Here is a 24,125-nt window from a genome sequence, read left to right as displayed (position 1 = left end):
CATCCTTATCAATAAGCCCGATTGGTGCAGGACCAAGGGCAAAGTGTCAATGTTTTAGGGATAGTAGAAGACGTGACAAACAGCGGCGCTAAATTAGCGTCGGCGTCGGCTTACGTATGTTGTGCGCATCTTCATGTGCCCCCGATAGCCTAAATCATTGAAGCCGTGAAGATAAAAAACGCAAGCGGCATTCTGACGTTGCAAAATTCGCCAAACGCGGTCCAGATGCGGCCATGACTTTGCGAGCACAAAATCCACGCCTTGCGGTAACACTGATCGTCACAGCAACGGCATTCATCGCGGGCACTATGTTGCTCGCGAAAACACTCGGCACTGATGTCTTGGGGCCGCCGTTACACCCGCTACAGGTCAGCCATGGGCGGTTCCTATTTGCGTTTATTGCGATCGGCACAGCGGCGAGCATTCTACGACCAAAAATCAAACAGCCCCGACTGCGGCTCCATATCGGACGTACTGTGTTTGGATGGGCCGGGGTCAGCCTGATGTTTGCAGCCGCTGCCAACATGCGCCTATCCGATGCCACCGCGATTAGTTTTCTAAACCCTGTCTTCGCAATGATCCTTGCCATCCCCCTTTTGGGTGAACGTGTCGGCCCTTGGCGTTGGTTTGCAGCCTTCGCGGCGATGATAGGGGCGATTGTGCTACTGCGCCCCGGCGCAAGCTCATTTCAATTGGCGGGGCTACTGGCGCTTGGTGCAGCATTGATGATGGGTATGGAGCTCATCTTTCTGAAGAAACTGGCAGATAGTGAACCCGCCTTCCAAGTCCTACTGATCAACAACGGGATCGGGCTTGCCATCGCAACAGCGGCTGTTCTGCCTGTCTGGGTCATACCAACGGCACCACAATGGGCGGCCCTTGCTGGGATTGGGGTATTAATGGCAACGGCACAAACCTGTTTTGTGAACGCCGTCGCGCGGGCCGACGCCAGCTTTATCACCCCATTCAGCTATATCACGCTGATCTTCGCAACGCTCTATGACGCGATCATATTCGGCGAACGCCCCGACCACATCAGCATGATCGGCGCGCTTCTTATTGTTGGCGGTGCGGTTCTACTTGCTTGGCGTGAAACACGCACCCGGACTTAGGCCTTTAGACGGTACCCGGTGTGCATCCAGCGCAAGCAAACGCTTAGCACGGCAACACAGGCAACACCGACGACACCGACACCAACCCAAGGGCTGCTATCGCTGACACCAATCATCCCAAAGCGAACACCGTCAATAATATAAAAGAACGGGTTCGCGTGGCTAAGGACCTGAAGAAACCCGGGCAACGCGTCGATTGAATAGAAGGTCCCTGACAAAAACGCCAAAGGGGTCACCAAAAAGTTTGAAATCGCCGAAAGCTGATCGAACTTATTCGCGAAGATGCCGGCAATCATGCCCAAGCCACCCATCAAGACAGATCCCATCAGGACAAACAGCACAACCCAAGCCGGGTTCTGCATCCCAACACCCAAGAACAGCATCGACCCAATTGCGATAACAACGGCAACCAAAGCGCCCCGTGCGACCGCGCCACCGATATAGCCAAAGACCAACTCGCCCGCAGACAAAGGCGGCATCAACGTATCTACGATATTCCCCTGCACTTTCGCGGATGCAAGGCTCGAGGACGTATTGGCAAACGCGTTCTGAATAACAGTCATTGTCAGAATGCCAGGGGCAAGAAAGCTAATGAAAGGAACGCCCATCACATCACCGCGCTGCGGTCCAATCGCGATGGTAAAAATCATCAAGAAGAGACCAGCATTGATCAAAGGGGCCATCACCGTCTGTGACCAGACATTCATAAACCTACGAATTTCGCGGCGCACCAATGTCCAAGTTCCCAGCCAGTTCACACGCCCAAAGCGGCGAACACCCATTGCAGTCTTTGTGGTCATGCTCAATGTCCTTATCCTAGCGCTGTGACATAACCTATCGGGCAGAATTGACCAGTGCAGGATGTAAAAACACCCACCCACAGTGGCATCTAGATGGGTTCATTCTGCCATACCCGGCGAAAACCTTGATCCCGCGCTTCACATCCCTGCTCACAATGACTAATATAAGGCTTGAACAGATTTTCAGGCCCGACAAACTGCTTTGTCCGGTCCGCTGAACCAAAGGAATCCATATGTCTTGGACAGACGAGCGCGTCGAGACGCTCAAAAAGATGTGGGGCGAAGGCCAGTCCGCTAGTCAAATCGCCAAGGAACTGGGCGGCGTGACCCGTAACGCTGTGATCGGCAAGGTCCATCGCTTGGGCCTATCGAACCGTGCTGGTTCTGGCGGTGCATCTGCAGCCAAAGCAACCCCCAAAGAAAAACCTGCAGCAGCGGCAAAGCCGTCAGTGCCAAAACCGGCACCAAAGCCAAAGCCGACCCCTGCGCCCGCCGCATCGGTGCCTGCCGTGAAAGAAGAGGTCGAACTCGACGAGAACGGCATCCCTATTTCGGCTGCTCGCCGCGCAATCATTCCAGCGGGCCAGCCTTTGCCGCCACAGCCGTCGGCAAATGAAATCAGCCCCGAGGCGCTCGCCAAGGTCAGCGAAGTCGAAAAAACCGCAAAGCGTATCAGCCTTATGGAACTCACCGAGAAAACCTGCAAATGGCCCGTCGGCGATCCTGCAACTGACGATTTTTGGTTCTGCGGCCTCGGTGTACAAGCTGGCAAACCATACTGCGAAGCTCACGTCGGCGTCGCATTCCAGCCAATGTCTTCACGCCGCGACCGTCGGCGCTAAGACGAAATAACGTAGGGTGGATCTCGATCCACCAACCAAGGCCGCCTTTTTTAAGGCGGCCTTTTACATATCAATCATCTGTATGCCGCGCAGGATGACGCCAGTTCAAATTAATTGCCCTGACCGCCTTCAACACGCACCCCAACGATGCGACACAAATTTTCATACAAAGAACTAGACTTTAGTTTCTCAATTTTGGCCTGATGTTTTACCACGCTGGCATCATGAAACCCGGCAAGCTGCGCATCCGTTTTTAGCTCTGCGATCAGCGCCTCGAGCTGCGGAAGCATCCTGTGGATATCCTTGTTTTCGTCATGGTTGCGATTTCGCGTGTTAAAATACCGGTGATCAATATCCCGGTTCGCCATCACTGCATCCCCGCGTTCCGATTTCACCAGAAAGCTCTCAACAGAACGCAATGAATAGTGATTTACTACGGCAAGTGAATCGCGCCCGCGAAAGTCAGCTCTCTTCTCATGGCTCTTCAAAAACTCATGAGAAAAGTCATTCCCAGCCCCATCCACCCAGCGTATCGGCTTGTCATTCTCTTCTAAAACCATCGGTCTATGGTTCGCCACCCGGAACATGTCAGGATCGTTTCTAGTAAGCGATTTCACCTCTGACCCTGACTTCTTTTCACCGGGACGATGCGGTGTTCGAAAATTAAAGTTCTTTGTGATAAGCTCGTCTTTATATGTGACATTTCCACCCACGCCATAAAGCGCGGTGTTCATAGAAATTACATCTGGAAATTCGGTTTTTTTTAGCAATGCATGCAGCGATCCATCGCCGACTTTGATGACTGGGAATTCATCGACATCACACATCAACACATAGTCTGCTTCTTTCCACTCCCGAGTCAAAGTGGCGTAATTAAACCCCACAATATGGGGGTGTTTTTGTTTGCGAATGAACCGCGTCGACATCATAGAGGGATTAGGTAGATGCCGGACGTAGCCCAAATCATCCAGCCTATTCAAAATATCGTCTGTCCCGTCGTCGCTATCATTAGACAACACAATGACTTTGTTCACCCCAATCAACCGCTGATAGGCCACCCATTCGATAATGAACGGGCCTTCGTTTTTCATAACGGTAAAACAAACAATCGAAGGTTCACTCATCATAATCTTTTCTCACGCGTTTGTGCGGGCAAATTAAACGACATGGACTTAGACCAGCCACTGATAGCTTGCAATGCGAATGCTTTATGTGGGTAGGCACGCTGATCACTGTCTACCACGAAATACACGTGACAGGTCGGGACTTACCCAACCCAACACTCATTCAGACGCAGGACTTTCAAAACGCAACGCTGCATCAATCAAATGGCGCAGCTGCATGGCATAGGCCTCGGGCTGGGTATCCGCCATTCCGGGTAGCCGCAGCGTATGACGCACCATTGCAGCCCCGAGCGTCACCGCGATAAACATCGCTAGATTTGGTGCGGCGCGTTCACCGCCCATTTTTGCAAGCATCGGATCTACCAACATCTCGCGCAAACGTTCGCGCAGAATGTCCCCCACCTCTGGGTCCGCACCATTCACAACAATCATGCGGATCACAGACATATGTGCATCTGCCGTATCGGGATCCGTATATTTTGCGATGGCGACCTCGACAGGATCATCTCCAGACATCATTTCAGGCCAAGCAAAAACATCATCCAGCATCGCCTGAAACAATCCCATTTTTCCGCCAAAATAACGCGATACAAGCGCGACATCGACACCGGGATCTTTGGCGATACCACGTAATGATACGTTGGAATAACTCTGCACGCAAAACGCGCGCGTCGCGGAAGTTAGTAATTTTTCACGAGTGATTTCAGATTTTCTCATAACCGTGGGTGTATCCCGGATCACCCATTTGTCAACGCGCGTTGACATACGCACACCCACGACCTTACATTTAGTCAACAACCGTTGACCAAGGAAACCCCATGACAAACACAGCCCTCATCACAGGTGCGTCTTCTGGCATTGGCCGTGAATTTGCCCGCTACCATGCCAATCTTGGCGGCGATTTAATCATCACGGCACGTCGCGGTGCTGAACTTGAAGCATTAAAATCAGAGCTTGAATCCAAACATCAGATCAATGTGACAACAATCGCGCTTGATCTCGGGGCTACAGGCGGTGCGGACGCACTTTATAATGCTATCAAAGACCATAAAATTGATATCCTCATCAACAATGCGGGCTTTGGCGGGCACGGTATTTTCACCGAACGATCCCTCTCTGACGATCTCGCGATGATCGACCTTAACGTCAAGGCATTGGTCACGCTTTGCCACCACATCGGCAACATGATGGTCAGCTACGGTGGTGGAAAAATCCTGAACGTCAGTTCAACCGCCGCCTACATGCCCGGCCCCCTGCAAGCGACTTACTTCGCGACCAAAGCCTATGTGTCTAGCTTCAGCCAAGCCATGGACGAAGAACTGCGCGCCAAGGGTGTGACCGTCACGGCGCTTGAGCCCGGATACGTCCACACTGAATTCGCCAAAGTTGCAGCACTCGAAGGCACCGGCCTTGTACAGCAATCAGGCGCAACCCCAGCCGAAGTCGCAAAATACGGATATGACGCAATGCAAGCCGGCAAGCTTCGGATCATCAACGAAGGCAAACTCTCGTTCCTACTGAACTGGATATTCCCTTTCTTGCCACGTCGTGTCGTTCTCAAAAACATCCGCAAGATGCAGGAAAAATAACAAAACGCTTAAAGAACGGCAGCTAAACCATGTTTTGCTGCCGTTATACATAATTACCCGATCACCTGCCTTTTCATCAGTCCGTACGACACATAGATGTGCTAGGTCGAAGCACGTCATTACAGGGGACGCCACGTGTCACGCAGACTAGCAACCTCAAAAAAAGCAATCATCCAAGGCCTATGGCTGCTTGTCGGTTGGGCTGCGCTTGGGCTTGGGGCGATTGGGGTTGTTCTGCCGGTGCTACCGACCACTCCGTTTGTGATTCTCGCGGCGTTCGCATTTGGTAACGGGTCACCCAAGCTGCAAAAACGGCTCCACGATCACCGCACTTTTGGTCCGATGATCGCTGAATGGAATGCCACAGGTGCGATCGCCCCGAAATACAAAGCAATCGCTGTCGTGATGATGGCCGCCGCTTTGACGGCCAGCATACTTATGGGGATGCGCCCGATGGTCATTGCTATCCAATCAATCTGTATGATCGGCGCGGGCACATTTGTGTTAACCCGCCCGAACGGAAGCGCCTAACGCCTCTTGTCGCGAAATCAGCTTTTCGAGATTGAACGCAACATCCAAGCCGCCTTTTCATGAAAGGCCGAACGCGCAGTCGCAAGGTCCTCGGTCACAGGATCACCCGCATCGCCAGCAGCCGAAATCAGATCATGAAGACGCTTCGCGATCTTGTTGTGATCTTCGGCAAGGTTCTGACACATGTCCCCTGCGCTTTGCGGCGACGACACATCTTTGATCACAGATTCTGACAGCAAGGCCGCTGACGACATGTGCGTCAGATGCCCAAGCGCACGGATACGCTCAGCGATCACGTCAGTCGCAGCGAACAGTTCTTCGTATTGCGTTTCGGTCAAATTGTGGACCGCATAAAACATCGGACCTTCGACGTTCCAATGCACGATATGGGTCTTGATCAATATACGATATGTATCTGCCAATACATCACTTAAGCCATCAGCGACGGCTTTGGGGTCACAAACCCCTGTGTTCACATCATGCTCTTGAGGTTTTTCAGCAAGTACAGACTTCATTGGTCTCTCCTTCACTCTCGTACGTTTCGGTCAACGAAAAGAGGCGGCCCGCAGGCCACCTCATCCGCTCATCAAATTTTGTCGATGAACGTGTCGACTTCTTCTTTCGCCTGCTCTTTGGTTTTGCCGTATTTAGCTTGGATTTTGCCTTCCAGCGCCTCACGGTCACCATTGATCTCGGCGATTTCGTCATCAGTCAGTTCACCCCATTTTGCTTTCAGGTTGCCTGACATTTCTTTCCATTTGCCTTCGATTTGATCCCAATTCATAGGGTTTCCTTCCGTGTAAAAGCACCCGCTTAGCCGCCATTGTGCTAAGCGCTCCGTGCTGTGTTTCATTTCGCGAGGTGAGTGTTTGTCGCTTAGACAAGCCGCTTGTTGGCGCGTGGCCCAGCGATCAGCCAGACGATAAAGCCGATGAGAGGCAGCAACAGCACCAACAACACCCACAATACCTTGTTTCCCGTCGAACCGCCTGAACCAACAATTGAAATAATCGCCACCACATCAAGGATGAGGACAAGCAGACTGCCGATACCGGTAACTTCCAACATTGTATTCTCCAATTTGTTCATCGTTCTCGGGAAGACAATGCTCTGACGTCAATTTGGTTCCGCGCCATCAAAAAAATCAATTTGGAATGGTTGGTACATGCTCTGCCGTTATGCCCATTCCCAACACGCTCGCCCTTCGCTATATGGCGGCTATGACCCAGAACCCACCTTCACTCCGCCCCGACCTTGCCCCTGCAGCCAAGATTACTGACGCCAGCCGCCCCGGCCAGCCGACCATCGGTATGGTCAGCCTCGGGTGCCCCAAGGCGTTGGTGGATTCAGAACGCATCCTGACCCGGCTACGCGCCGAAGGTTACGCGATCTCGCCCGACTATTCCGGTGCCGAAGCGGTCATCGTGAACACCTGCGGTTTCCTTGATTCCGCTAAGGCAGAATCCCTTGACGCTATTGGCGAGGCGCTGACCGAAAACGGCAAAGTCATCGTGACAGGCTGCCTCGGTGCAGAACCCGACTACATCCGGGAACATCACCCCAATATTCTGGCGGTCACCGGGCCACACCAATACGAACAGGTGCTTGATGCGGTGCACAGCGCCGTTCCCGCGAACCCTGATCCATTCATCGACCTACTGCCCGCAACAGGGGTATCCCTGACACCGCGGCACTACAGCTACCTGAAGATATCCGAGGGCTGTAACCACAAGTGTAAATTCTGCATCATCCCCGATATGCGCGGCAAACTGGCGTCACGGCCTGCGCACGCGGTCCTGCGCGAGGCGGAAAAACTGGTGCAGGCGGGCGTAAAAGAACTCCTCGTCATCTCTCAAGATACCTCAGCCTATGGGCTGGACCGTAAATATGACGTTAATCCGTGGAAAGACGGCGAAGTCCGCAGCCATATCCTCGATCTGACGCGCGAATTGGGTCAACTGGGCGCGTGGGTGCGGCTGCACTACGTCTACCCCTACCCGCACGTGCGCGACCTGATCCCGCTGATGGCGGACCCAAGCAACGGCATCCTGCCCTATCTGGATATCCCGTTCCAACATTCGCACCCTGATGTGCTGCGGCGGATGGCGCGGCCAGCGGCGGGCGCAAAGACGCTCGAAGAAATCCGGGCATGGCGCGAAATCTGCCCTGACATCACGCTGCGATCCACGTTTATCGTAGGCTACCCCGGCGAGACCGAAGAAGAATTCCAGCACATGCTTGATTGGCTGGACGAAGCCCAACTCGACCGCGTTGGCTGTTTTCAATACGAAAACGTCGCCGGAGCCCGCTCCAACGCGCTCCCCGACCACGTCGCACCCGAAGTCAAACAAGACCGCTGGGACCGCTTCATGGCCAAAGCCCAAGCCATTTCCGAAGCCAAACTCGAAGCCAAGGTCGGCAAGACCCTAGAGGTCATCGTAGACGACATCGACGAAGACGGCATCGCCACCTGCCGCACATGGGCCGACGCCCCCGAGATCGACGGGAACCTGTTCATCGACGAAGGAACCGAAGGGCTGGCCGTGGGCGATGTTTTACAAGTTGAAGTTGAGGAAGCTGGGGAGTACGATTTATGGGGAAGATTAATCAAATCATTTTAGGAAATTAAATTGGCGAATGAACGAGTTTACCAAGTTGCGCGCCTTACCGACAAACAAATAGCAAAGCTGTACGAAGAAATTCTAAGCGTTTTCCCTGATGCTACGGTTGACTATAGAATGTCTAGTAATGTCAAACTGGACCACGCGCTTTACAGTGAAGCGGGATTTCCCCGGACGTCATATTTCCTGACAAACGCACACATTAGTATCCGCTCAGTTTCAATATCCATACACTTTGCGCGGGGCACATCCATAAGTGTGGACAGGTTTACCGAGAGAACCAGTTCATCTGTAGCTGACGAAATAAAGTTGGCCGCAAATAGTGTTCAACATCAAAATACGACGGTGCAAAATATTATCGCCGTTTCTAAAATCATTGAGAAGAACACAAGCTTTCTCGACGTGATGCAAGAGGAACCTTCACTATCCAGTACAGCAGTACTTGATGCAAAGCTTGGCAGTTTATCGGATCTTGCAGCCGACTTGATTGCCGGGGCTGATGAAAAGAGGCGTGAACTCGACAGCCTCAAGGACTCACTTGAAAAAGAATACGAACAAAAACGCATCGCTTTAGATGACGCACACGCTGCGGAATTATTGGAGGTCGTGGAGGGACGAAAGCAACTCGAAGCCCTTCAGAAAAGTCTCGACGACAGGGAACATAAACATGTTCGCCGCGAATTGAGAGAAACAATAACAACTCAGATAAAAGATAGCCTGAGCGATGCTACAGGATCAAAGCGTTCACGCAATTACGCAATTTTGGTCACGTCTCTTAGCCTATTGGGCGCAGTGATCTTCGCCTTTCTTACCGCAGCGGCGCAACTCTCAATTAGTTCAATGGCGGAAGGATTTGTTCAATACGCTCAATACGTCAAATTATTCCTTAGCAGCGCTGTAACAGTCGGTTTCGTAGCATACGCAATTTCCTGGATGAGAAGGCTGGCTATCGAAGAGGCAACCCACCACAGAAACCTTGAACAATATGGTTTCGACATGAACCGCGCCAGTTGGGTGATTGAAACCATCTTAGAATTAACTGATGCTGAGCTAGAGGAAGTACCAAGTGCTTGGTTGGAAAGTGTCTGCAAAAATCTGTTTGAACGACAGGATCAAGGTCAAGATGAAACAACTTCATTGCACGCATTAGCCGCACTTTTAAATGTCACGACTGAGGCTGAAATCGGACCTGATGGTCCAACGTTTAAACTAAATCGACGGGCCGCGAAAAAAGCTGCCGCGTCTGGAGAATAAATGCCCGGCATAGCCGGGCAGCGCCCGGACCTCCCCCATGGGGAGGGCGCTTCGCACCCACCCCGAGGTCCAAGCGCTGCCCTCTTGTTGCGCATTGTGTCTCACAAAACTGCCATACGTGTGTCCGACAATAATCCGACGCAGTTCCGACAGCTTTAAAGCGCCTCAATATAAGTCCGCACGCAGTCCTGCACATGCCGGAACCGATCTCCGCCAAGGTGCTTACCCCCATACCACCGCGTCACCACGATGATATGGCCGTGCAGTTCTTCGCGCTCTAACATCCGCAAGATCACCATGCCCGCGCCGCTTTCGCCGTCGTCGTTCTTTAGCGGCGCGTCAGGCAGCAGAACGGCCCAAGTATTATGCGTGGCCTTCGCGAATTTCTTGTTCTTACACAGCGCCTTAATGAAATCACGCGCCTCGTCAGCGGACACTACAGGCCCACCCGACACCGCGTATTTCGACCCGCGATCACTGACAACATTCGTGATGATTTTCAAAACAAACGCACGATCACACAGACCCAAGCAACGCCCACACCAATGGCCGTCACAGCCACCGCAGCAGACCCGCAATCCTTGGCCTGCTTCGCCGCATCGCGCTTTTCAGTGCTGATATCATCGACAATACGTTCGATCGCCGTATTCATACATTCTGCCGCCAGCACGATAATCCCGCCCATCAGCAGCATCCCACGTTCGCCAGCCGTCAAAGGCAGCACCAGCGCAAGAATGCCAAACACGATATTCGCAACGATCCACTGGGCCAGCGACCCTTCGGTTTTCCAGACGTGGGCAAACCCTTCCCAAGACCAAATCGCACGCTGCCGCACCCGCATAACCTGTTGCCACATATCATCTTTCCTCGTTTCATCATTTCTTTACTAGCCGGTACTAAACTATGACCCGACGGAACAATTGACCAAACCTATGCGCCCCCTACCTTCTTGGCAACAATAAGGAGCCAACGATGTATCCAACCTATTCCCGCGCAGAACGGATCGCTGACGGCACTATGCATGCGCTTGGCGTGATTGGTGCGTTGACAGGCGCTGTTGTTCTGATTGTCTGGGCGTCGAGTATCGCTTCGAATGAACATGTCACTGCGATTTCGATCTACGGCACAACCCTGATTGCCACCTTCACGGCCTCTGCAATGTATCACATGACCCCATGGGAAAGCATCCGCCCCACCCTGCGCCGTTTCGACCACGCCGCGATCTATCTGAAAATCGCGGGTACATACACGCCACTTGTCGTCATGATCGGCAGCGGGTTTGCCTATCTCGTGCTCGCCATTGTCTGGGGACTTGCCGTGATCGGCATGGTGCTCAAACTATTCTTTTGGCAGACACCGGGGCGCTTTGGACCTGCGCTTTATCTTATTATGGGATGGCTCAGCGTTCTTTTGATCTGGTCGCTGTGGCCGATCATCCCCGGGACAGCAATGGCTTTGATCGCAGCCGGGGGCCTGATGTACACATGTGGCGTCGGTTTTTACGTCGCCAAAGATATGAAGTTTTCAAACGCCATTTGGCACGGTTTTGTCATTGCGGCATCCGCATGTTTTTTCATCGCAATCACAATAGGTTTGGGCCACATCGCAAGAGGTATGGAATTCATGACCTGACGGCAAGTCAACCCGCCGTTATTGCAGTACATATAGCAAGTACAGTGTTTCGAGCTTAAGTCGCGTGTCCTGAGGTGATCTTGAGTTTTGTAATTAAAGGGTGTCGCAAATTTTGGGCGGCACCCTTTTCATTTCTACAGGCCAGCTGCGACCCGCTGTACGGTTTTCAACCGATCCCCATTGGCCGGGTGTGTTCCCAAAAACCGGTCGCCCGGATCAGGAATACGGAAAAAGAACTGCGCGCCGCGAAGCGGATCAAACCCGGCAGAATGCGCAATCCGCGCTCCCAGCGCGTCGGCCTCTAGCTCAAAGTTCTTGGAATACGTCCGCGCACCAACAGTTGCGCCAATCTGTTGCGCATTATTGATCGCATCCGCGCTCGTGGTCCCTAACGCACCGGCCAAACCACCCAGCAACGCCGCCCCAACCATCGCATTCTGCCGCTGTCGCGCAATGTGACCTGCAATATGGTGTGCGGTCTCATGCGCCATAACAAAGGCGATTTCGTCTTCGTTGCGTGCCTCTGCGATCAACCCGGTCGTGAACCCCAATATCGGGCGGCCATTATTATCAAGCGTCTGATAGGCGTTCACCATATCACCGTTTCGATCATCAACAACGATCCGAAAATCACAGTTCAATGAAGGTGCACGTTGCCGGCACAAAGCTTCTGCGACGGGCTCAACACGTGCGACAGCACGACGATAATTGTTCATTGCTTGTGCCCGCGACACTTTAGGCGCATTCGCCGTTTGCTGTAGCGAAGCCACTGATGGCCCCTCATCCACAACAACGGGCGTACAAGCGGCCATCGCTAAGACAAGCGCAATTGGGGTCAAACGCATCGGGTCTTCCTCTCGTTAACAGCATGCACATTAACACGGTCGCAACCTATGGCCAGTACCGATTGCGCAACCTGCAACCCCGGGCTACGCTGAAATCATGTTTACGATAGAACACGAATATGACGCGACCGTTGTGACCCTCGTGGACGAGGGCAAAGCCCCCTTGTTAGAGGATGTTACAGTTAACGCGTTCGATGATTGCGTCACGGTCACACAGCTTGATCCGCGCACCGATGAGGTGATGCAAATCACCATATCATTTAGCCAATTACGCGACCTGCAAGCCGCGCTTGATCTGCCAGAGGGCGTCTATCAGTTACGCAAGCCAAAGGAGGCATAGACGCCTCTTGCATTCCTAACGCTGCTTCGGCGAGGGTACCCCAAACAAAGGGGGCTCACCAATGACAACAGGTTTCTTCTGGGATGAACGCAGCTTTTGGCACAGTGGCGGAAACTACGCAGGGATGCTGCCCGTTGGCGGTTTGGTGCAACCGTTAGATGGTGGCCTCCCTGAAAGCTCCGAAACCAAACGGCGCCTAAAAAACCTGATCGAAGTCACCGGGCTAGCCCGCGAACTCGACATGCGCGGTGCCGAAATGGCAACGCGCGAAGACCTACTTCGGGTTCACCCAGCCCACTATCTTGATGAATTCAAAGCATTGTCAGATGCTGGTGGCGGGGAACTGGGACGCCGCACACCCTTTGGCCCCGGCGGGTACGAACTCGCGGCACTATCCGCAGGATTGGCCAAAGCCGGGTTAGAAGCCGTTCTCAAAGGCGAACTTTCCAACGCCTACGCCCTATCGCGCCCACCGGGGCACCACTGCCTGCCTGACTTTCCGAACGGGTTCTGCTTGCTTAACAACATCGGCATCGCGATCGAGGCCGCCCGCACTGCCGGGCTCGCCAAACGCTTTGCCGTGCTGGACTGGGACGTACACCACGGCAACGGAACCGAGGCCGTGTTCTATGACCGCGACGATGTGCTTACCGTTTCGATCCACCAAGACCGCAACTATCCGATGGACACTGGTGCCTTTGCCGACCGCGGAAAAGGCGCAGGAACCGGCTACAACCTCAACATCCCCCTACCGCCCGGCACAGGGCACAAAGGATACCTTGCCGCGATGGACAGGCTCGCCCTGCCCGCGACCCGAGATTTTGCGCCCGATGTGCTGATCATCGCCTGCGGCTATGACGCCGCTGCCAACGACCCACTGGGGCGCATGCTCGCCACCGCAAACACATTCGCACAAATGACCAAACAGGTGATGACACTCACGAATGAAATATGTGACGGCAAACTACTGATGGTCCACGAAGGCGGCTATTCGGAAACCTACGTGCCCTTCTGCGGCCACGCGGTCCTGCAAACACTGTCCGGCAGCAACATCACAGCCCCCGACCCCTTCGCCGAAGTCTTCCCACTACGACAACCCGACACTGGTTTCGACGCCTATCTAGACGGCGTAATTGGGACGATGGAAAGCTGCCTGTGAGAAATCACACGACACGCGCACGAGACAAAAGCTGTCAGCATCCGCAAACGAACCCCGCCCCCACACCAACGCAGCCCAACTTCGATCACGCAATTACGACGAATAGGCGCGGTCCCGGTTGTCAGCTCCTCCTTCGGCACATATCTGTCAGCCATTATATTGCAGGAACTATTATGCCCACACCGAACCAAGCCGCCCTTGATTTTCTTTTGACCCGTCGGTCGCGCCCGGCCAAGACGCTCACGACGCCGGTGCCTGACCGCGCGACGATTGAAACGCTGCTGACCGCAGCAGCGCGCACACCGGATCATGGAAAGCTAGAACCTTGGCGTTTCATCGTACTGGAAAAAGCGGCTCTGACACGGCTTGCTGGGCTGGTCGAAGAACGCGGTGCGGCGCTTGGTATTGATCCTGATAAGATCGCCAAAAGCCATGCTCAGTTCGCAACGGCCGATTTGGCGATTGCCGTCATCTCGTCCCCTGTTGCTTCTGAAAAAGTGCCTGAAATCGAACAGGTTTATTCTGCGGGCGCGGTCTGTTTGGCGCTTGTGAACGCAGGGCTGGCGGCTGGCTGGGGTGCGAATTGGCTATCTGGCTGGGCAAGCCACGACCGCGACTTTATTCGCGATGGCCTTGGCCTCGCCGATCACGAAGTCGTCGCTGGCTTCATCCACCTTGGCACCGAAACGAATACGCCACCAGAACGCCCACGCCCTGATCTGCCCGCAATCACAACATGGGTTAATGCATGATCTTCACGTCCTTTATTAAGGCGATCGCACAGCTGCCTGACAGCCGGTTTCAGTCGGTCCTTTGGCGCGGCATTGGCGTGACCATCGGACTGTTGGTCGCCTGCTATTGGGGTTTACTTGGATTGATCGATTGGCTCGCGTCAGAGCCAATCACACTTCCCGTCGTCGGGGAAATCACGTGGTTTGGCGACCTACTAGGCTGGGGTTCGCTTTTGCTGATGCTCTTGCTCTCGGTATTCCTCATGATCCCTGTTGCTTCCGCGATTACATCGTTGTTCTTGGACGAAGTCGCTGACGCAGTTGAGGCGAAACACTTCCCTGCCCTGCCCCCAACACCTGCAATCGGCTTTTTCGAAGGGCTGCGCGATACGGTTGGTTTCTTGGGAATATTGATCGGCGCGAACATCGCAGCCTTTATGCTGTACCTCATCCTACCCTTCGCAGCCGTATTCATCTTTTATGGGATGAACGGCTATCTGTTAGGCCGGGAATATTTTCAGCTTGCCGCGATGCGCCGTGAAGGGCGCGAGGGTGCCAAAGCACTGGCAAAACAGCACCAAGGCACGATTTGGGCGGCTGGATGCCTAATGGCGCTACCGCTGTCTTTACCGCTCGTGAACTTGTTTATTCCGATCCTAGGTGCCGCAACATTCACGCACCTCTATCACGCGATCAGTCTGCGTTCAGATCGGGCGTCGCCATCCGGTTAAACCAATCCATGTCGCGTACAGAAATCGCGCCAGATAGGATTGTTCCTGCAATCACGGCCCAAATTGGCACCGCCCATAGGGTCGTGATGATTGCTTTGCGTTTGATTTGCGGATCAGCTGGGGCGGAGGAATGCGTACCGGGCACAACCTCGCCCGCCTCGCCTTGGGTCTTTACGCGCAAAGGCAGCACGATAAAAAACACCATCGCCCAAACAACAGCGAATAGCACAATGGCAGAGGTCGGTCCCATAGGTGATCCTTTTCTAACTTACTGCGCTACATAGGCCGCTTTGCGGGTCGCGCAAGCACTGTTGTTAGGCTTGCGCGATTTGTCTCAGGGCTAGACCTGCTCTAGTTCGACCAAACAGCCGTTAAAGTCCTTGGGATGCAGGAACAGCACCGGTTTACCATGTGCGCCGATCTTGGGCTCTCCATTGCCCAGCACACGCGCACCTTCGGCCTTTAGGTGGTCACGCGCGGCCAGAATATCGTCAACCTCATAGCAGACGTGATGAATCCCACCCGACGGGTTCTTTTCCAAAAACCCGTTAATCGGGGAATCATCACCAAGCGGGTACAGCAATTCGATCTTTGTATTGGGCAGATTGATGAATACGACGGTCACGCCGTGATCCGGCTCATCCTGTGGGGCACCTACATCAGCACCCAGCATGGTGCGGTATTGTGCGCTTGCCGCTTCTAGGTCCGGCACTGCGATTGCGACATGGTTAAGACGACCGATCATTTCATATTCTCCCAGTTTTGCGCAATATCGCGAAAGCCCGCCCCGAGTGCAATGCGGTTTCCGAATTAACGTCCCGTTCACCTTGTCCTGCTTTGATTACGACAAGTCATATCCAAAGAGGAGAATCGCGATGGACGAATTATTGCTCACACCAGCGCCGACCGCGCGTCGTCCATTGCTTGGGCTTACCGTACTTGTCGTCGAAGATAGCCGTTTCGCCTGCGAGGCTTTGCGCCTGCTATGTCAGCGGTCTGGCGCACGGATACGTCGCGCCGATAGCCTTGAAAATGCACGCCGCCATCTGGCGATATACCGGCCATCGGTGGTGATGATTGACGTCGGCCTTCCTGATGGATCAGGTCTAGATTTAATCGAAATGCTTTCGCAAGCGTCACCACGGATCGAAGTCATCATCGGCATTAGCGGCGATACTGATATCGAAGAACAGGTGTTGGCCGCTGGCGCAGATGGGTTCATCCCTAAACCAATCGCAAATCTAGCCGCGTTTCAGGCCGCGATCCTGCGCCACCTACCCGCCGACAAACAACCGCCCGGCCCGCGTATAATTACCGATGAAATGATAAACCCCGATTTGGTCGCCTACCGCGATGACCTGCACCATATTTCGGAATTCCTGAATACTGCGCCAAACAGCAAAAACATCAGTTACGTCACCCAGTTCTTGGATGGCGTTGCGCGCAGCGCTCAGGATGATGCATTGGGAAAAGCTGTGGAAGACCTCGCAGCCCTCAAATCGACGGGCGACGATCTTACGCCGGGCGTGAACGCACTATCGGATATGGTCGAAAAACGTATCGCAGCGGGTGGACCGCTCTAACAAAAAGGCCGCCCCAAACAGGGGCGGCCCAATGTATTAGCTTTCAGCTGGGATCGTGCGTAGGTGCAGTTCACGCAGCTGTTCGTTCATTGGCTCAGACGGCGCATCCATCATCAGATCTTCAGCGCGCTGGTTCATTGGGAACATGATGACTTCGCGGATGTTGGACGCATCGGCCAGCAACATTACAATACGGTCGATCCCAGCAGCACAACCACCGTGGGGCGGGGCACCGTACTGGAACGCGTTGACCATGCCACCAAAGCGCTTGTTCACTTCGTCTTCGCCGTAACCAGCAATTTCAAAGGCTTTGAACATGATTTCTGGACGGTGGTTCCGGATCGCACCGGATACCAGCTCATAACCGTTACAGGCCAGATCATACTGGTAGCCAAGCACCTTCAACGGATCACCCTGAAGCGCTTCCATCCCGCCTTGCGGCATTGAGAATGGGTTGTGTTCAAAGTCGATCTTACCAGTTTCTTCGTCCTGCTCGTAAATCGGGAAATCCACGATCCAAGCAAAGGCAAAGCGGTTCATATCCGTCAGGCCCAGCTCTTCGCCGATCACGTTACGGGCTTTACCAGCAACGCCTTCAAACGCCTTTGGCTTCCCGCCAAGGAAGAACGCAGCATCACCAAGACCAAGACCCAGCTGCTGACGGATCGCTTCAGTGCGCTCTGGTCCGATGTTTTTCGCCAGTGGTCCAGCGGCTTCCATGCCACCCTCGACTTCGCCTGATTTCAGCTTGGCTTGCGCTTCTTTGACAGTGATGCCCAGCTCTTGGGCCACAGCATCAGCGGTTTTCTCACGCCAGAAGATATAGCCCATACCAGGCAGACCTTCTTTTTGCGCGAACACGTTCATGCGGTCACAGAATTTGCGCGATCCACCTTTTGGCGCAGGAATGGCGCGTACTTCCGTACCTTCTTGCTCAAGCAGTTTCGCAAAGATCGCAAAACCAGAACCCGCAAAATGTTCAGACACAACCTGCATCTTGATCGGGTTCCGCAGGTCAGGCTTGTCCGACCCATACCAAAGCGCCGCATCACGGTAGGAAATCTGTTCCCACGTCTGATCAACTTTGCGGCCTTTGCCGAATTCCTCAAAGATACCGGTCAGCACAGGCTGGATCGTGTCAAACACATCCTGCTGCTCAACAAACGACATCTCCAAATCAAGTTGGTAGAAATCGGTTGGCGAACGGTCAGCGCGCGGGTCTTCGTCGCGGAAACAAGGCGCGATTTGGAAGTATTTGTCATAGCCTGACACCATAATCAGCTGTTTGAACTGCTGAGGGGCCTGTGGCAGCGCATAGAATTTGCCCGGGTGCAAACGTGACGGCACAAGGAAATCGCGCGCACCTTCAGGGCTGGAGGCTGTGATGATCGGCGTCTGGTATTCGCGGAAACCGCCATCCCACATGCGACGGCGCATAGATGCAACCACATCAGAACGCAGCTTCATGTTGTCCTGCATCGCCTCGCGGCGCAGGTCCAAATAGCGGTACTTCAGACGTGTTTCTTCAGGGTATTCCTGATCGCCAAACACCATCAGCGGCAATTCTTTGGATGCGCCCAGCACTTCGATGCCGCGCACGAATACTTCGACTTCGCCAGTTGGCAATTTGGGGTTCACCAGTTCAGGGTCACGTGCCTTCACTTCGCCATCAATGCGGATACACCATTCAGAGCGCACCTTTTCAACATCAGCAAAAGCAGCCGAGTCAGGATCGCAAAGAACCTGCGTAATGCCATAGTGGTCGCGCAGGTCGATAAACAGGATGCCACCGTGATCGCGCACCCGATTGACCCAGCCAGAAAGGCGGACGGTTTCGCCAACATTGGCGGCTGTCAGATCGGCACAGGTGTGGCTGCGGTAAGCGTGCATAATATCATGTTCCTATGGGTTCACGGAGTTGTTGAGCCGATACACAAGGTTGACGCCCCGATGTCAAGGATGGTCGCCGAATATGATAGGATTTAGCGGGCCAATGGCCCCTGATAATCTACCGCGATCTCTCCGCGCAGGGAATTCCCCAATGTAATCGCTTTTGCCTGCCGCAAATCATCCAGCGTCAGCACAGCTTCTTGGCATAGTCCCTGCTCCAACTGCTGCTCACGATAGATGCCGGGCAATAAACCAGATGACAGTGGCGGCGTCAGCGATTTTCCGTCACGTGTTTTGACAAAGACATTCGTGATCGTTCCCTCGCACACTTCATCACGTTCATTCAGAAAGATCAGCTCATCCACGCCGTCAGGCATAGCCGCTCGCGCCTCATCATAAAGCGCACGGTTCGTTGTCTTGTGCCGCAACCATGGATCAGACGAATCCAAACGCACGTCCGCGACCTGAACGACCCACCGCCCCTGCGCGGGCGGCATCGGCGCACGGACCATCTCAACCGTCCCATCAGCCGCCAAGGTCAGCCGGCAGCGCATTGCGACGTCACCCTGAAATTCAGCCAACTTAGCGCCAATCGCGGATCGATCACAGGCAAACCCGAGCGCCCGCGCACTCCGTTCTAACCGGCGTAAATGTAGATCAAGCCGCACATAGCCCTGCCCCGGCAGCCAGCCAAAGGTCTCAATCAGCTTGGTGCCTAAAGGGATGCGTAGCGCGCTTTCCAAAGTGCTTCCTCATATTCCGATGCAGCAGTGCTGTCCCAAACGACGCCACCGCCGACATTGAGTGTGGCATTCCCACCCTCAACCATCAACGTACGGATCGCGACATTGAATGATGCACGCCCATCAGGGGCGGCCCAGCCGATTGTTCCGCAATAGGCCTCGCGCCGGGATGGCTCGAGTTCGCGAATGATCTCCATAGCGCGGATTTTAGGTGCGCCAGTGATCGACCCACACGGGTAGAGCGCACGAAAAACCGCATCCAAACCAACACCCGGCAACAATTCGGCAGTTACAGTCGACGTCATCTGATGCACGGTCGCATAGGTTTCGACCTCAAATAGCTGCGGCACCTTAACCGACCCAACCTTTGAAACGCGGCTGATATCGTTGCGTAGCAAATCAACAATCATCAGATTTTCGGCTTGGTTCTTTGGATCAGTGACCAAAAACTCCCGGTTTTCCGCGTCCTCGGCCGGCGTTTCACCGCGCGGCACGGTACCCTTCATCGGGCGGGTGGTAATCTGGCGACCATCCAAAGTGAAAAACAATTCAGGCGAACGGCACAAAAGATCGGGCAGGCCATCTTGCTCAACCAACACGCCATACCCCACGGGCTGCGCTTGCTTTAGCGCCGCATAAATCGCCGGAACGACACCCTGCACCGCTGCATTTATTGGGAACGTCAGGTTCGCTTGATATATATCGCCAGTGCTGATCCAGTCATGCACCTGAGCAAATGCTTTGGCGTATGTGGCGGCGTCCCATACAGGATCCAATGTGCCAATCTGCGCAGGGCCCGGCGCAGCACCGCCACTGACTGGCGCATCAAAGACACCAAAACAAACCAACGGCAGGCGACGATCTTCTGGCATCAATGTCTGCAAGCGCGGCTCGAGAGCGTAGCCCAATTCATAGCTCGCATATCCAGCAACCCAATCGCCAGCCGCAAGCGCCACATCTAGTTCAGCTAGTGCACGATCTACATCGGCAATAGATTCGGCCTGAATCATGCGTTTGGCGTTGTCGAAAACACCTGCGCCATCCGGGCCATGATCAAATTGCAAACGCAAAACCGTTTCTCCTTACCGATTCACGGCCTCAGATACGCGGCCCGGCCCGAAAATTACAGATCATTTGCGACAACTCGGACCCTTTCCACGAAGGCCCTTGCGCCTTGGGCGCTGTTGTCTATAACCCACCAAAATTTACCTTCAGAGGGGCTCGCCATGCCAAAGCGTACTGACATCAAGTCGATCATGATCATCGGTGCAGGCCCTATTATTATCGGACAAGCCTGCGAGTTCGATTATTCCGGCGCTCAAGCATGTAAAGCACTGCGCGAAGAAGGCTACCGGGTCATTCTGGTAAACTCGAACCCAGCGACAATCATGACCGATCCCGGTCTTGCTGACGCGACCTACATCGAACCAATCACCCCCGAAGTTGTTGCAAAGATTATCGAAAAAGAACGCCCCGATGCGTTGCTGCCAACAATGGGTGGCCAAACTGGCCTGAACACATCACTTGCGCTGGCCGACATGGGTGTTCTTGAAAAATTCAACGTCCAACTGATCGGTGCAAACCGCGAAGCCATCGAGATGGCCGAAGACCGGAAACTGTTCCGCGAAGCGATGGACCGCCTTGGCATTGAAAACCCAAAGGCGACGATCATCACCGCACCGAAGGTTAACGGAAAATACGACATCAAAGCTGGCCTGCAATTGGCAATTGACGCGATTGAATATGTTGGCCTGCCAGCGATCATCCGCCCCGCCTTTACGCTTGGCGGGACTGGTGGCGGTGTTGCTTACAACCGCGAAGAATACGAACACTACTGCCGCACAGGTATGGAAGCATCCCCTGTTGGTCAGATCCTAGTCGATGAATCCCTGCTCGGCTGGAAAGAATTCGAGATGGAAGTCGTCCGCGACAAGGCCGACAACGCTATCATCGTCTGCGCCATCGAAAACGTGGACCCAATGGGCGTGCACACAGGTGACAGTATCACCGTCGCACCTGCTCTTACCCTGACCGACAAAGAATATCAGGTCATGCGGACCCATTCGATCAACGTGCTGCGCGAAATCGGCGTTGAAACTGGCGGCTCAAACGTACAATGGGCCGTAAACCCTGCCGACGGCCGCATGGTCGTCATTGAAATGAACCCACGCGTATCACGTTCATCTGCCTTGGCATCAAAGGCGACAGGTTTCCCAATCGCGAAAATCGCGGCGAAACTGGCAGTTGGTTATACGCTTGACGAATTGGACAACGACATCACAGGCGTCACACCTGCGTCGTTTGAACCAACAATCGACTATGTCGTCACCAAAATTCCACGCTTTGCTTTTGAAAAATTCGCAGGCTCCGAACCGCACCTGACCACCGCGATGAAATCCGTGGGCGAGGCAATGGCCATCGGCCGGACCTTCCACGAATCCATGCAAAAAGCGCTGGCATCCATGGAAACAGGCCTGACCGGTTTCGACGAAATCGAAATCCCCGGTGCACCTGACGCCGCTGCAATCACCAAAGCGCTGGCAAAACAAACGCCAGACCGTATCCGCGTGATCGCCCAAGCCATGCGCCACGGGCTGTCCGACGACGACATCCATGCCGTCACCAAATTCGACCCATGGTTCCTTGCCCGCATCCGCGAGATCATCCAAGCCGAGGCTGAAATCACGGTGAACGGCCTGCCCGTCACCGAAGAAGGCCTGCGCAAAGTTAAGATGATGGGCTTCACCGACGCCCGCCTTGCGACCCTCACTGGCCGTGAAGAAGACAACGTACGCCGCGCGCGTCAGAACCTTGGCGTCAATGCCGTGTTCAAACGCATCGACACCTGCGCCGCGGAATTCGAAGCGCAAACACCCTATATGTACTCCACGTATGAGTCCCCCGTCATGGGCGAGGTCGAATGCGAAGCGCGTCCATCCGACCGCAAAAAGGTTGTCATCCTTGGCGGTGGCCCAAACCGGATCGGCCAAGGGATCGAATTCGATTACTGCTGCTGCCACGCGTGTTTCTCGCTCACCGATCAGGGCTATGAAACGATCATGATCAACTGCAACCCAGAGACAGTGTCGACCGACTATGACACCTCTGACCGGCTGTATTTTGAACCGCTGACATTCGAACACGTCATGGAAATCCTTCGAGTTGAACAAGAAAACGGCACACTGCACGGCGTCATTGTTCAGTTCGGCGGTCAAACACCGTTGAAACTCGCCAACGCGCTTGAAGGCGCTGGCATCCCGATCCTCGGCACCACACCAGACTCTATCGATCTGGCCGAAGACCGTGAACGGTTCCAACAGCTTGTCCAGAAACTGGGCCTGAAACAGCCGCACAACGGCATCGCATCGACCGACGCCGAGGCGCTCGACATCGCAGAAAGCATCGGTTTCCCGCTTGTGATCCGCCCATCCTTCGTGCTTGGCGGCCGGGCAATGGAAATCGTGCGCGACATGGACCAACTACGCCGCTACATCTCAGAAGCGGTTATTGTCTCTGGCGATAGCCCCGTTCTGCTCGACAGCTACCTGTCCGGCGCGGTCGAGGTCGACGTGGATTGCCTATCTGACGGCAAAAACACCCACGTCGCAGGCATCATGCAACATATCGAAGAGGCCGGCGTGCACTCTGGCGATAGCGCCTGCTCGCTACCGCCTTACTCGCTCTCTGACGCGATGATCGCTGAAATCCGCAAACAGACCGAAGCCTTGGCGCTCGCGCTGAACGTGGTCGGCCTGATGAACATCCAGTTCGCCGTCAAAGACGAAGAAGTCTACCTGATCGAGGTAAACCCCCGCGCATCCCGCACCGTGCCATTCGTGGCCAAAGCGACCGACAGCGCCATCGCATCCATCGCCGCACGGCTGATGGCAGGCGAGCCGCTGACGAACTTCCCACTGCGCGAACCTTACCCTGCGACAGAAAACCCAATGGACGTGCTACCGCTAGGCGACGCCTTCACATTGGCCGACCCGAACACACCGTGGTTCTCCGTGAAAGAGGCCGTCTTGCCCTTCGCCCGCTTCCCCGGCGTCGATACGATCCTTGGGCCAGAAATGCGCTCAACAGGCGAGGTCATGGGCTGGGATCGGTCCTTCCCCCGTGCGTTCCTTAAGGCGCAAATGGGTGCAGGCACTCAGCTACCGACCGAAGGCACCGTGTTCTTCTCGATCAAGGACATGGACAAAACCGCTGACATGGCGGAGGCCGCCAAAATCATCGTGGACCTTGGGCTGAACATCGTCGCAACGCGCGGCACCGCTGCGTGGCTGACCGAAAACAACGTCGCCTGCGAAGTCGTGAACAAAGTCTACGAGGGCGGCCTCACAATCGTTGACCGCCTCAAAGACGGGCACATCGCATTGGTCATGAACACAACCGAAGGCGCCCAAGCCGTAGAAGACAGCCGCGACATCCGCGCCGTCGCCCTCTACGACAAAATCCCCTACTTCACGACAGCCGCCGCGTCCCACGCAGCAGCACTTGCCATGCAAGCCCGCGAAGAAGGCGATGTTGGGGTAAGAAGCTTGCAGGGCTGAACACTTTTAAGTTGATTTACTTGGGATATCCGCCACAATTTA

At 54.4% G+C, this 24,125-nt stretch carries 27 protein-coding genes; 13 read left to right on the top strand and 14 right to left on the bottom strand.

What is annotated here, in order from left to right:
* Nucleotides 1-233: 233 nt before the first annotated feature.
* Entirely contained in the window at nt 234-1,112 is an 879-nt protein-coding gene (locus tag CLV80_RS03490; RefSeq protein WP_106354864.1) for a DMT family transporter, read from the top strand.
* Here CLV80_RS03490 and CLV80_RS03485 read toward each other — a convergent pair.
* Nucleotides 1,109-1,912 (bottom strand): ABC transporter permease, encoded by an 804-nt coding sequence (locus CLV80_RS03485; RefSeq protein WP_106354862.1) that lies wholly within the window; start codon nt 1,910-1,912, stop codon nt 1,109-1,111. The genes CLV80_RS03490 and CLV80_RS03485 overlap by 4 nt on opposite strands.
* Nucleotides 1,913-2,145: 233 nt before the next feature.
* On the opposite strand from CLV80_RS03485, the gene CLV80_RS03480 reads away from it, so the two are divergent.
* On the top strand, nt 2,146-2,754 hold the full coding sequence (locus tag CLV80_RS03480) for a GcrA family cell cycle regulator (RefSeq protein ID WP_106354861.1): 609 nt from the start codon (nt 2,146-2,148) through the stop codon (nt 2,752-2,754).
* A 110-nt stretch (nt 2,755-2,864) separates the two neighbouring features.
* Here the strand turns inward: CLV80_RS03480 and CLV80_RS03475 are convergent, their stop codons facing one another.
* Nucleotides 2,865-3,878 (bottom strand): glycosyltransferase family 2 protein, encoded by a 1,014-nt coding sequence (locus CLV80_RS03475; protein WP_279338293.1) that lies wholly within the window; start codon nt 3,876-3,878, stop codon nt 2,865-2,867.
* Nucleotides 3,879-4,037: 159 nt separating this feature from the next.
* Nucleotides 4,038-4,643 (bottom strand): TetR/AcrR family transcriptional regulator, encoded by a 606-nt coding sequence (locus CLV80_RS03470; protein ID WP_106354858.1) that lies wholly within the window; start codon nt 4,641-4,643, stop codon nt 4,038-4,040.
* 53 nt (nt 4,644-4,696) lie between these two features.
* Here CLV80_RS03470 and CLV80_RS03465 point away from each other — a divergent pair, with 53 nt between their 5' ends.
* Both CLV80_RS03465 and CLV80_RS03460 read left to right on the top strand, forming a co-directional pair.
* Nucleotides 4,697-5,467: an SDR family NAD(P)-dependent oxidoreductase gene (locus CLV80_RS03465; RefSeq protein ID WP_106354856.1), complete on the top strand. Its 771-nt coding sequence runs from the start codon at nt 4,697-4,699 to the stop codon at nt 5,465-5,467.
* Nucleotides 5,468-5,602: 135 nt separating this feature from the next.
* Nucleotides 5,603-5,998 carry a YbaN family protein gene (locus tag CLV80_RS03460; protein WP_243394395.1) on the top strand — a complete coding sequence of 132 codons (396 nt, stop codon included), beginning with the start codon at nt 5,603-5,605 and terminating at the stop codon, nt 5,996-5,998.
* Between the two features lie 17 nt (nt 5,999-6,015).
* Here CLV80_RS03460 and CLV80_RS03455 read toward each other — a convergent pair whose 3' ends face one another.
* The 3 genes from CLV80_RS03455 to CLV80_RS03445 all read right to left on the bottom strand — a co-directional run bounded on the left by CLV80_RS03455 (nt 6,016) and on the right by CLV80_RS03445 (nt 7,066).
* Nucleotides 6,016-6,513 (bottom strand): Dps family protein, encoded by a 498-nt coding sequence (locus CLV80_RS03455; protein WP_106354854.1) that lies wholly within the window; start codon nt 6,511-6,513, stop codon nt 6,016-6,018.
* A gap of 71 nt (nt 6,514-6,584) precedes the next feature.
* Nucleotides 6,585-6,782 (bottom strand): CsbD family protein, encoded by a 198-nt coding sequence (locus CLV80_RS03450; RefSeq protein ID WP_106354852.1) that lies wholly within the window; start codon nt 6,780-6,782, stop codon nt 6,585-6,587.
* Nucleotides 6,783-6,874: 92 nt separating this feature from the next.
* Complete coding sequence (locus tag CLV80_RS03445) at nt 6,875-7,066, bottom strand: PLDc N-terminal domain-containing protein (protein WP_106354850.1); 192 nt, start codon at nt 7,064-7,066, stop codon at nt 6,875-6,877.
* Nucleotides 7,067-7,218: 152 nt separating this feature from the next.
* Between CLV80_RS03445 and rimO the strand changes: the two genes are divergently transcribed.
* Both rimO and CLV80_RS03435 read left to right on the top strand, forming a co-directional pair.
* Nucleotides 7,219-8,619, top strand: coding sequence for a 30S ribosomal protein S12 methylthiotransferase RimO (rimO, locus tag CLV80_RS03440; RefSeq protein WP_106355350.1), 1,401 nt, complete (start codon nt 7,219-7,221; stop codon nt 8,617-8,619).
* A 9-nt stretch (nt 8,620-8,628) separates the two neighbouring features.
* Nucleotides 8,629-9,873 (top strand): hypothetical protein, encoded by a 1,245-nt coding sequence (locus CLV80_RS03435; protein WP_106354847.1) that lies wholly within the window; start codon nt 8,629-8,631, stop codon nt 9,871-9,873.
* A gap of 155 nt (nt 9,874-10,028) precedes the next feature.
* Here CLV80_RS03435 and CLV80_RS03430 read toward each other — a convergent pair whose 3' ends face one another.
* On the bottom strand, nt 10,029-10,376 hold the full coding sequence (locus CLV80_RS03430; protein WP_106354844.1) for a YigZ family protein: 348 nt from the start codon (nt 10,374-10,376) through the stop codon (nt 10,029-10,031).
* A complete protein-coding gene (locus tag CLV80_RS03425) occupies nt 10,373-10,729 on the bottom strand; it encodes a diacylglycerol kinase (RefSeq protein WP_106354841.1) in 357 nt (118 codons plus the stop codon). Before CLV80_RS03425 ends, CLV80_RS03430 begins: the two co-directional genes overlap by 4 nt.
* Before the next feature lie 116 nt (nt 10,730-10,845).
* On the opposite strand from CLV80_RS03425, the gene trhA reads away from it, so the two are divergent.
* Entirely contained in the window at nt 10,846-11,505 is a 660-nt protein-coding gene (gene trhA / locus CLV80_RS03420) for a PAQR family membrane homeostasis protein TrhA (RefSeq protein WP_106354839.1), read from the top strand.
* A 134-nt stretch (nt 11,506-11,639) separates the two neighbouring features.
* Here the strand turns inward: trhA and CLV80_RS03415 are convergent, their stop codons facing one another.
* Complete coding sequence (locus CLV80_RS03415; protein ID WP_106354837.1) at nt 11,640-12,350, bottom strand: M48 family metallopeptidase; 711 nt, start codon at nt 12,348-12,350, stop codon at nt 11,640-11,642.
* 97 nt (nt 12,351-12,447) lie between these two features.
* Here CLV80_RS03415 and CLV80_RS03410 point away from each other — a divergent pair, with 97 nt between their 5' ends.
* From CLV80_RS03410 to CLV80_RS03395, 4 genes are all read left to right on the top strand, one after another.
* Complete coding sequence (locus CLV80_RS03410; RefSeq protein WP_106354835.1) at nt 12,448-12,690, top strand: DUF8831 family protein; 243 nt, start codon at nt 12,448-12,450, stop codon at nt 12,688-12,690.
* Between the two features lie 61 nt (nt 12,691-12,751).
* Nucleotides 12,752-13,849, top strand: coding sequence for a histone deacetylase-like amidohydrolase (locus CLV80_RS03405; RefSeq protein WP_106354833.1), 1,098 nt, complete (start codon nt 12,752-12,754; stop codon nt 13,847-13,849).
* A 173-nt stretch (nt 13,850-14,022) separates the two neighbouring features.
* Entirely contained in the window at nt 14,023-14,601 is a 579-nt protein-coding gene (locus CLV80_RS03400; protein ID WP_106354830.1) for a nitroreductase family protein, read from the top strand.
* Nucleotides 14,598-15,311, top strand: coding sequence for an EI24 domain-containing protein (locus CLV80_RS03395; RefSeq protein WP_106354828.1), 714 nt, complete (start codon nt 14,598-14,600; stop codon nt 15,309-15,311). The genes CLV80_RS03400 and CLV80_RS03395 overlap by 4 nt, the downstream gene beginning before the upstream one ends.
* Here the strand turns inward: CLV80_RS03395 and CLV80_RS03390 are convergent.
* Nucleotides 15,274-15,561, bottom strand: coding sequence for a DUF1467 family protein (locus CLV80_RS03390; protein WP_106354826.1), 288 nt, complete (start codon nt 15,559-15,561; stop codon nt 15,274-15,276). The genes CLV80_RS03395 and CLV80_RS03390 overlap by 38 nt on opposite strands.
* 90 nt (nt 15,562-15,651) lie before the next feature.
* Nucleotides 15,652-16,056 (bottom strand): methylmalonyl-CoA epimerase, encoded by a 405-nt coding sequence (gene mce / locus CLV80_RS03385; protein WP_106354824.1) that lies wholly within the window; start codon nt 16,054-16,056, stop codon nt 15,652-15,654.
* Between the two features lie 130 nt (nt 16,057-16,186).
* Between mce and CLV80_RS03380 the strand changes: the two genes are divergently transcribed.
* A complete protein-coding gene (locus CLV80_RS03380) occupies nt 16,187-16,894 on the top strand; it encodes a response regulator (RefSeq protein ID WP_106354821.1) in 708 nt (235 codons plus the stop codon).
* 36 nt (nt 16,895-16,930) lie between these two features.
* Here CLV80_RS03380 and aspS read toward each other — a convergent pair whose 3' ends face one another.
* From aspS to CLV80_RS03365, 3 genes are all read right to left on the bottom strand, one after another.
* A complete protein-coding gene (aspS, locus tag CLV80_RS03375; protein WP_106354820.1) occupies nt 16,931-18,784 on the bottom strand; it encodes an aspartate--tRNA ligase in 1,854 nt (617 codons plus the stop codon).
* A 92-nt stretch (nt 18,785-18,876) separates the two neighbouring features.
* Nucleotides 18,877-19,527 carry an aminotransferase class IV family protein gene (locus CLV80_RS03370; protein ID WP_243394393.1) on the bottom strand — a complete coding sequence of 217 codons (651 nt, stop codon included), beginning with the start codon at nt 19,525-19,527 and terminating at the stop codon, nt 18,877-18,879.
* Nucleotides 19,500-20,597: an aminodeoxychorismate synthase component I gene (locus tag CLV80_RS03365; RefSeq protein ID WP_106354818.1), complete on the bottom strand. Its 1,098-nt coding sequence runs from the start codon at nt 20,595-20,597 to the stop codon at nt 19,500-19,502. Before CLV80_RS03365 ends, CLV80_RS03370 begins: the two co-directional genes overlap by 28 nt.
* A gap of 156 nt (nt 20,598-20,753) precedes the next feature.
* Between CLV80_RS03365 and carB the strand changes: the two genes are divergently transcribed.
* A complete protein-coding gene (gene carB / locus CLV80_RS03360) occupies nt 20,754-24,083 on the top strand; it encodes a carbamoyl-phosphate synthase large subunit (RefSeq protein WP_106354816.1) in 3,330 nt (1,109 codons plus the stop codon).
* Nucleotides 24,084-24,125: the final 42 nt, after the last annotated feature.

The sequence above is a fragment of the Yoonia maritima genome (genome assembly GCF_003003285.1).
In the GTDB taxonomy this organism is placed as follows: domain Bacteria; phylum Pseudomonadota; class Alphaproteobacteria; order Rhodobacterales; family Rhodobacteraceae; genus Yoonia; species Yoonia maritima.
The sequence above is the reverse complement of the archived record's forward strand: the minus strand, read 5'-3'. Positions and strand labels throughout refer to the sequence as shown.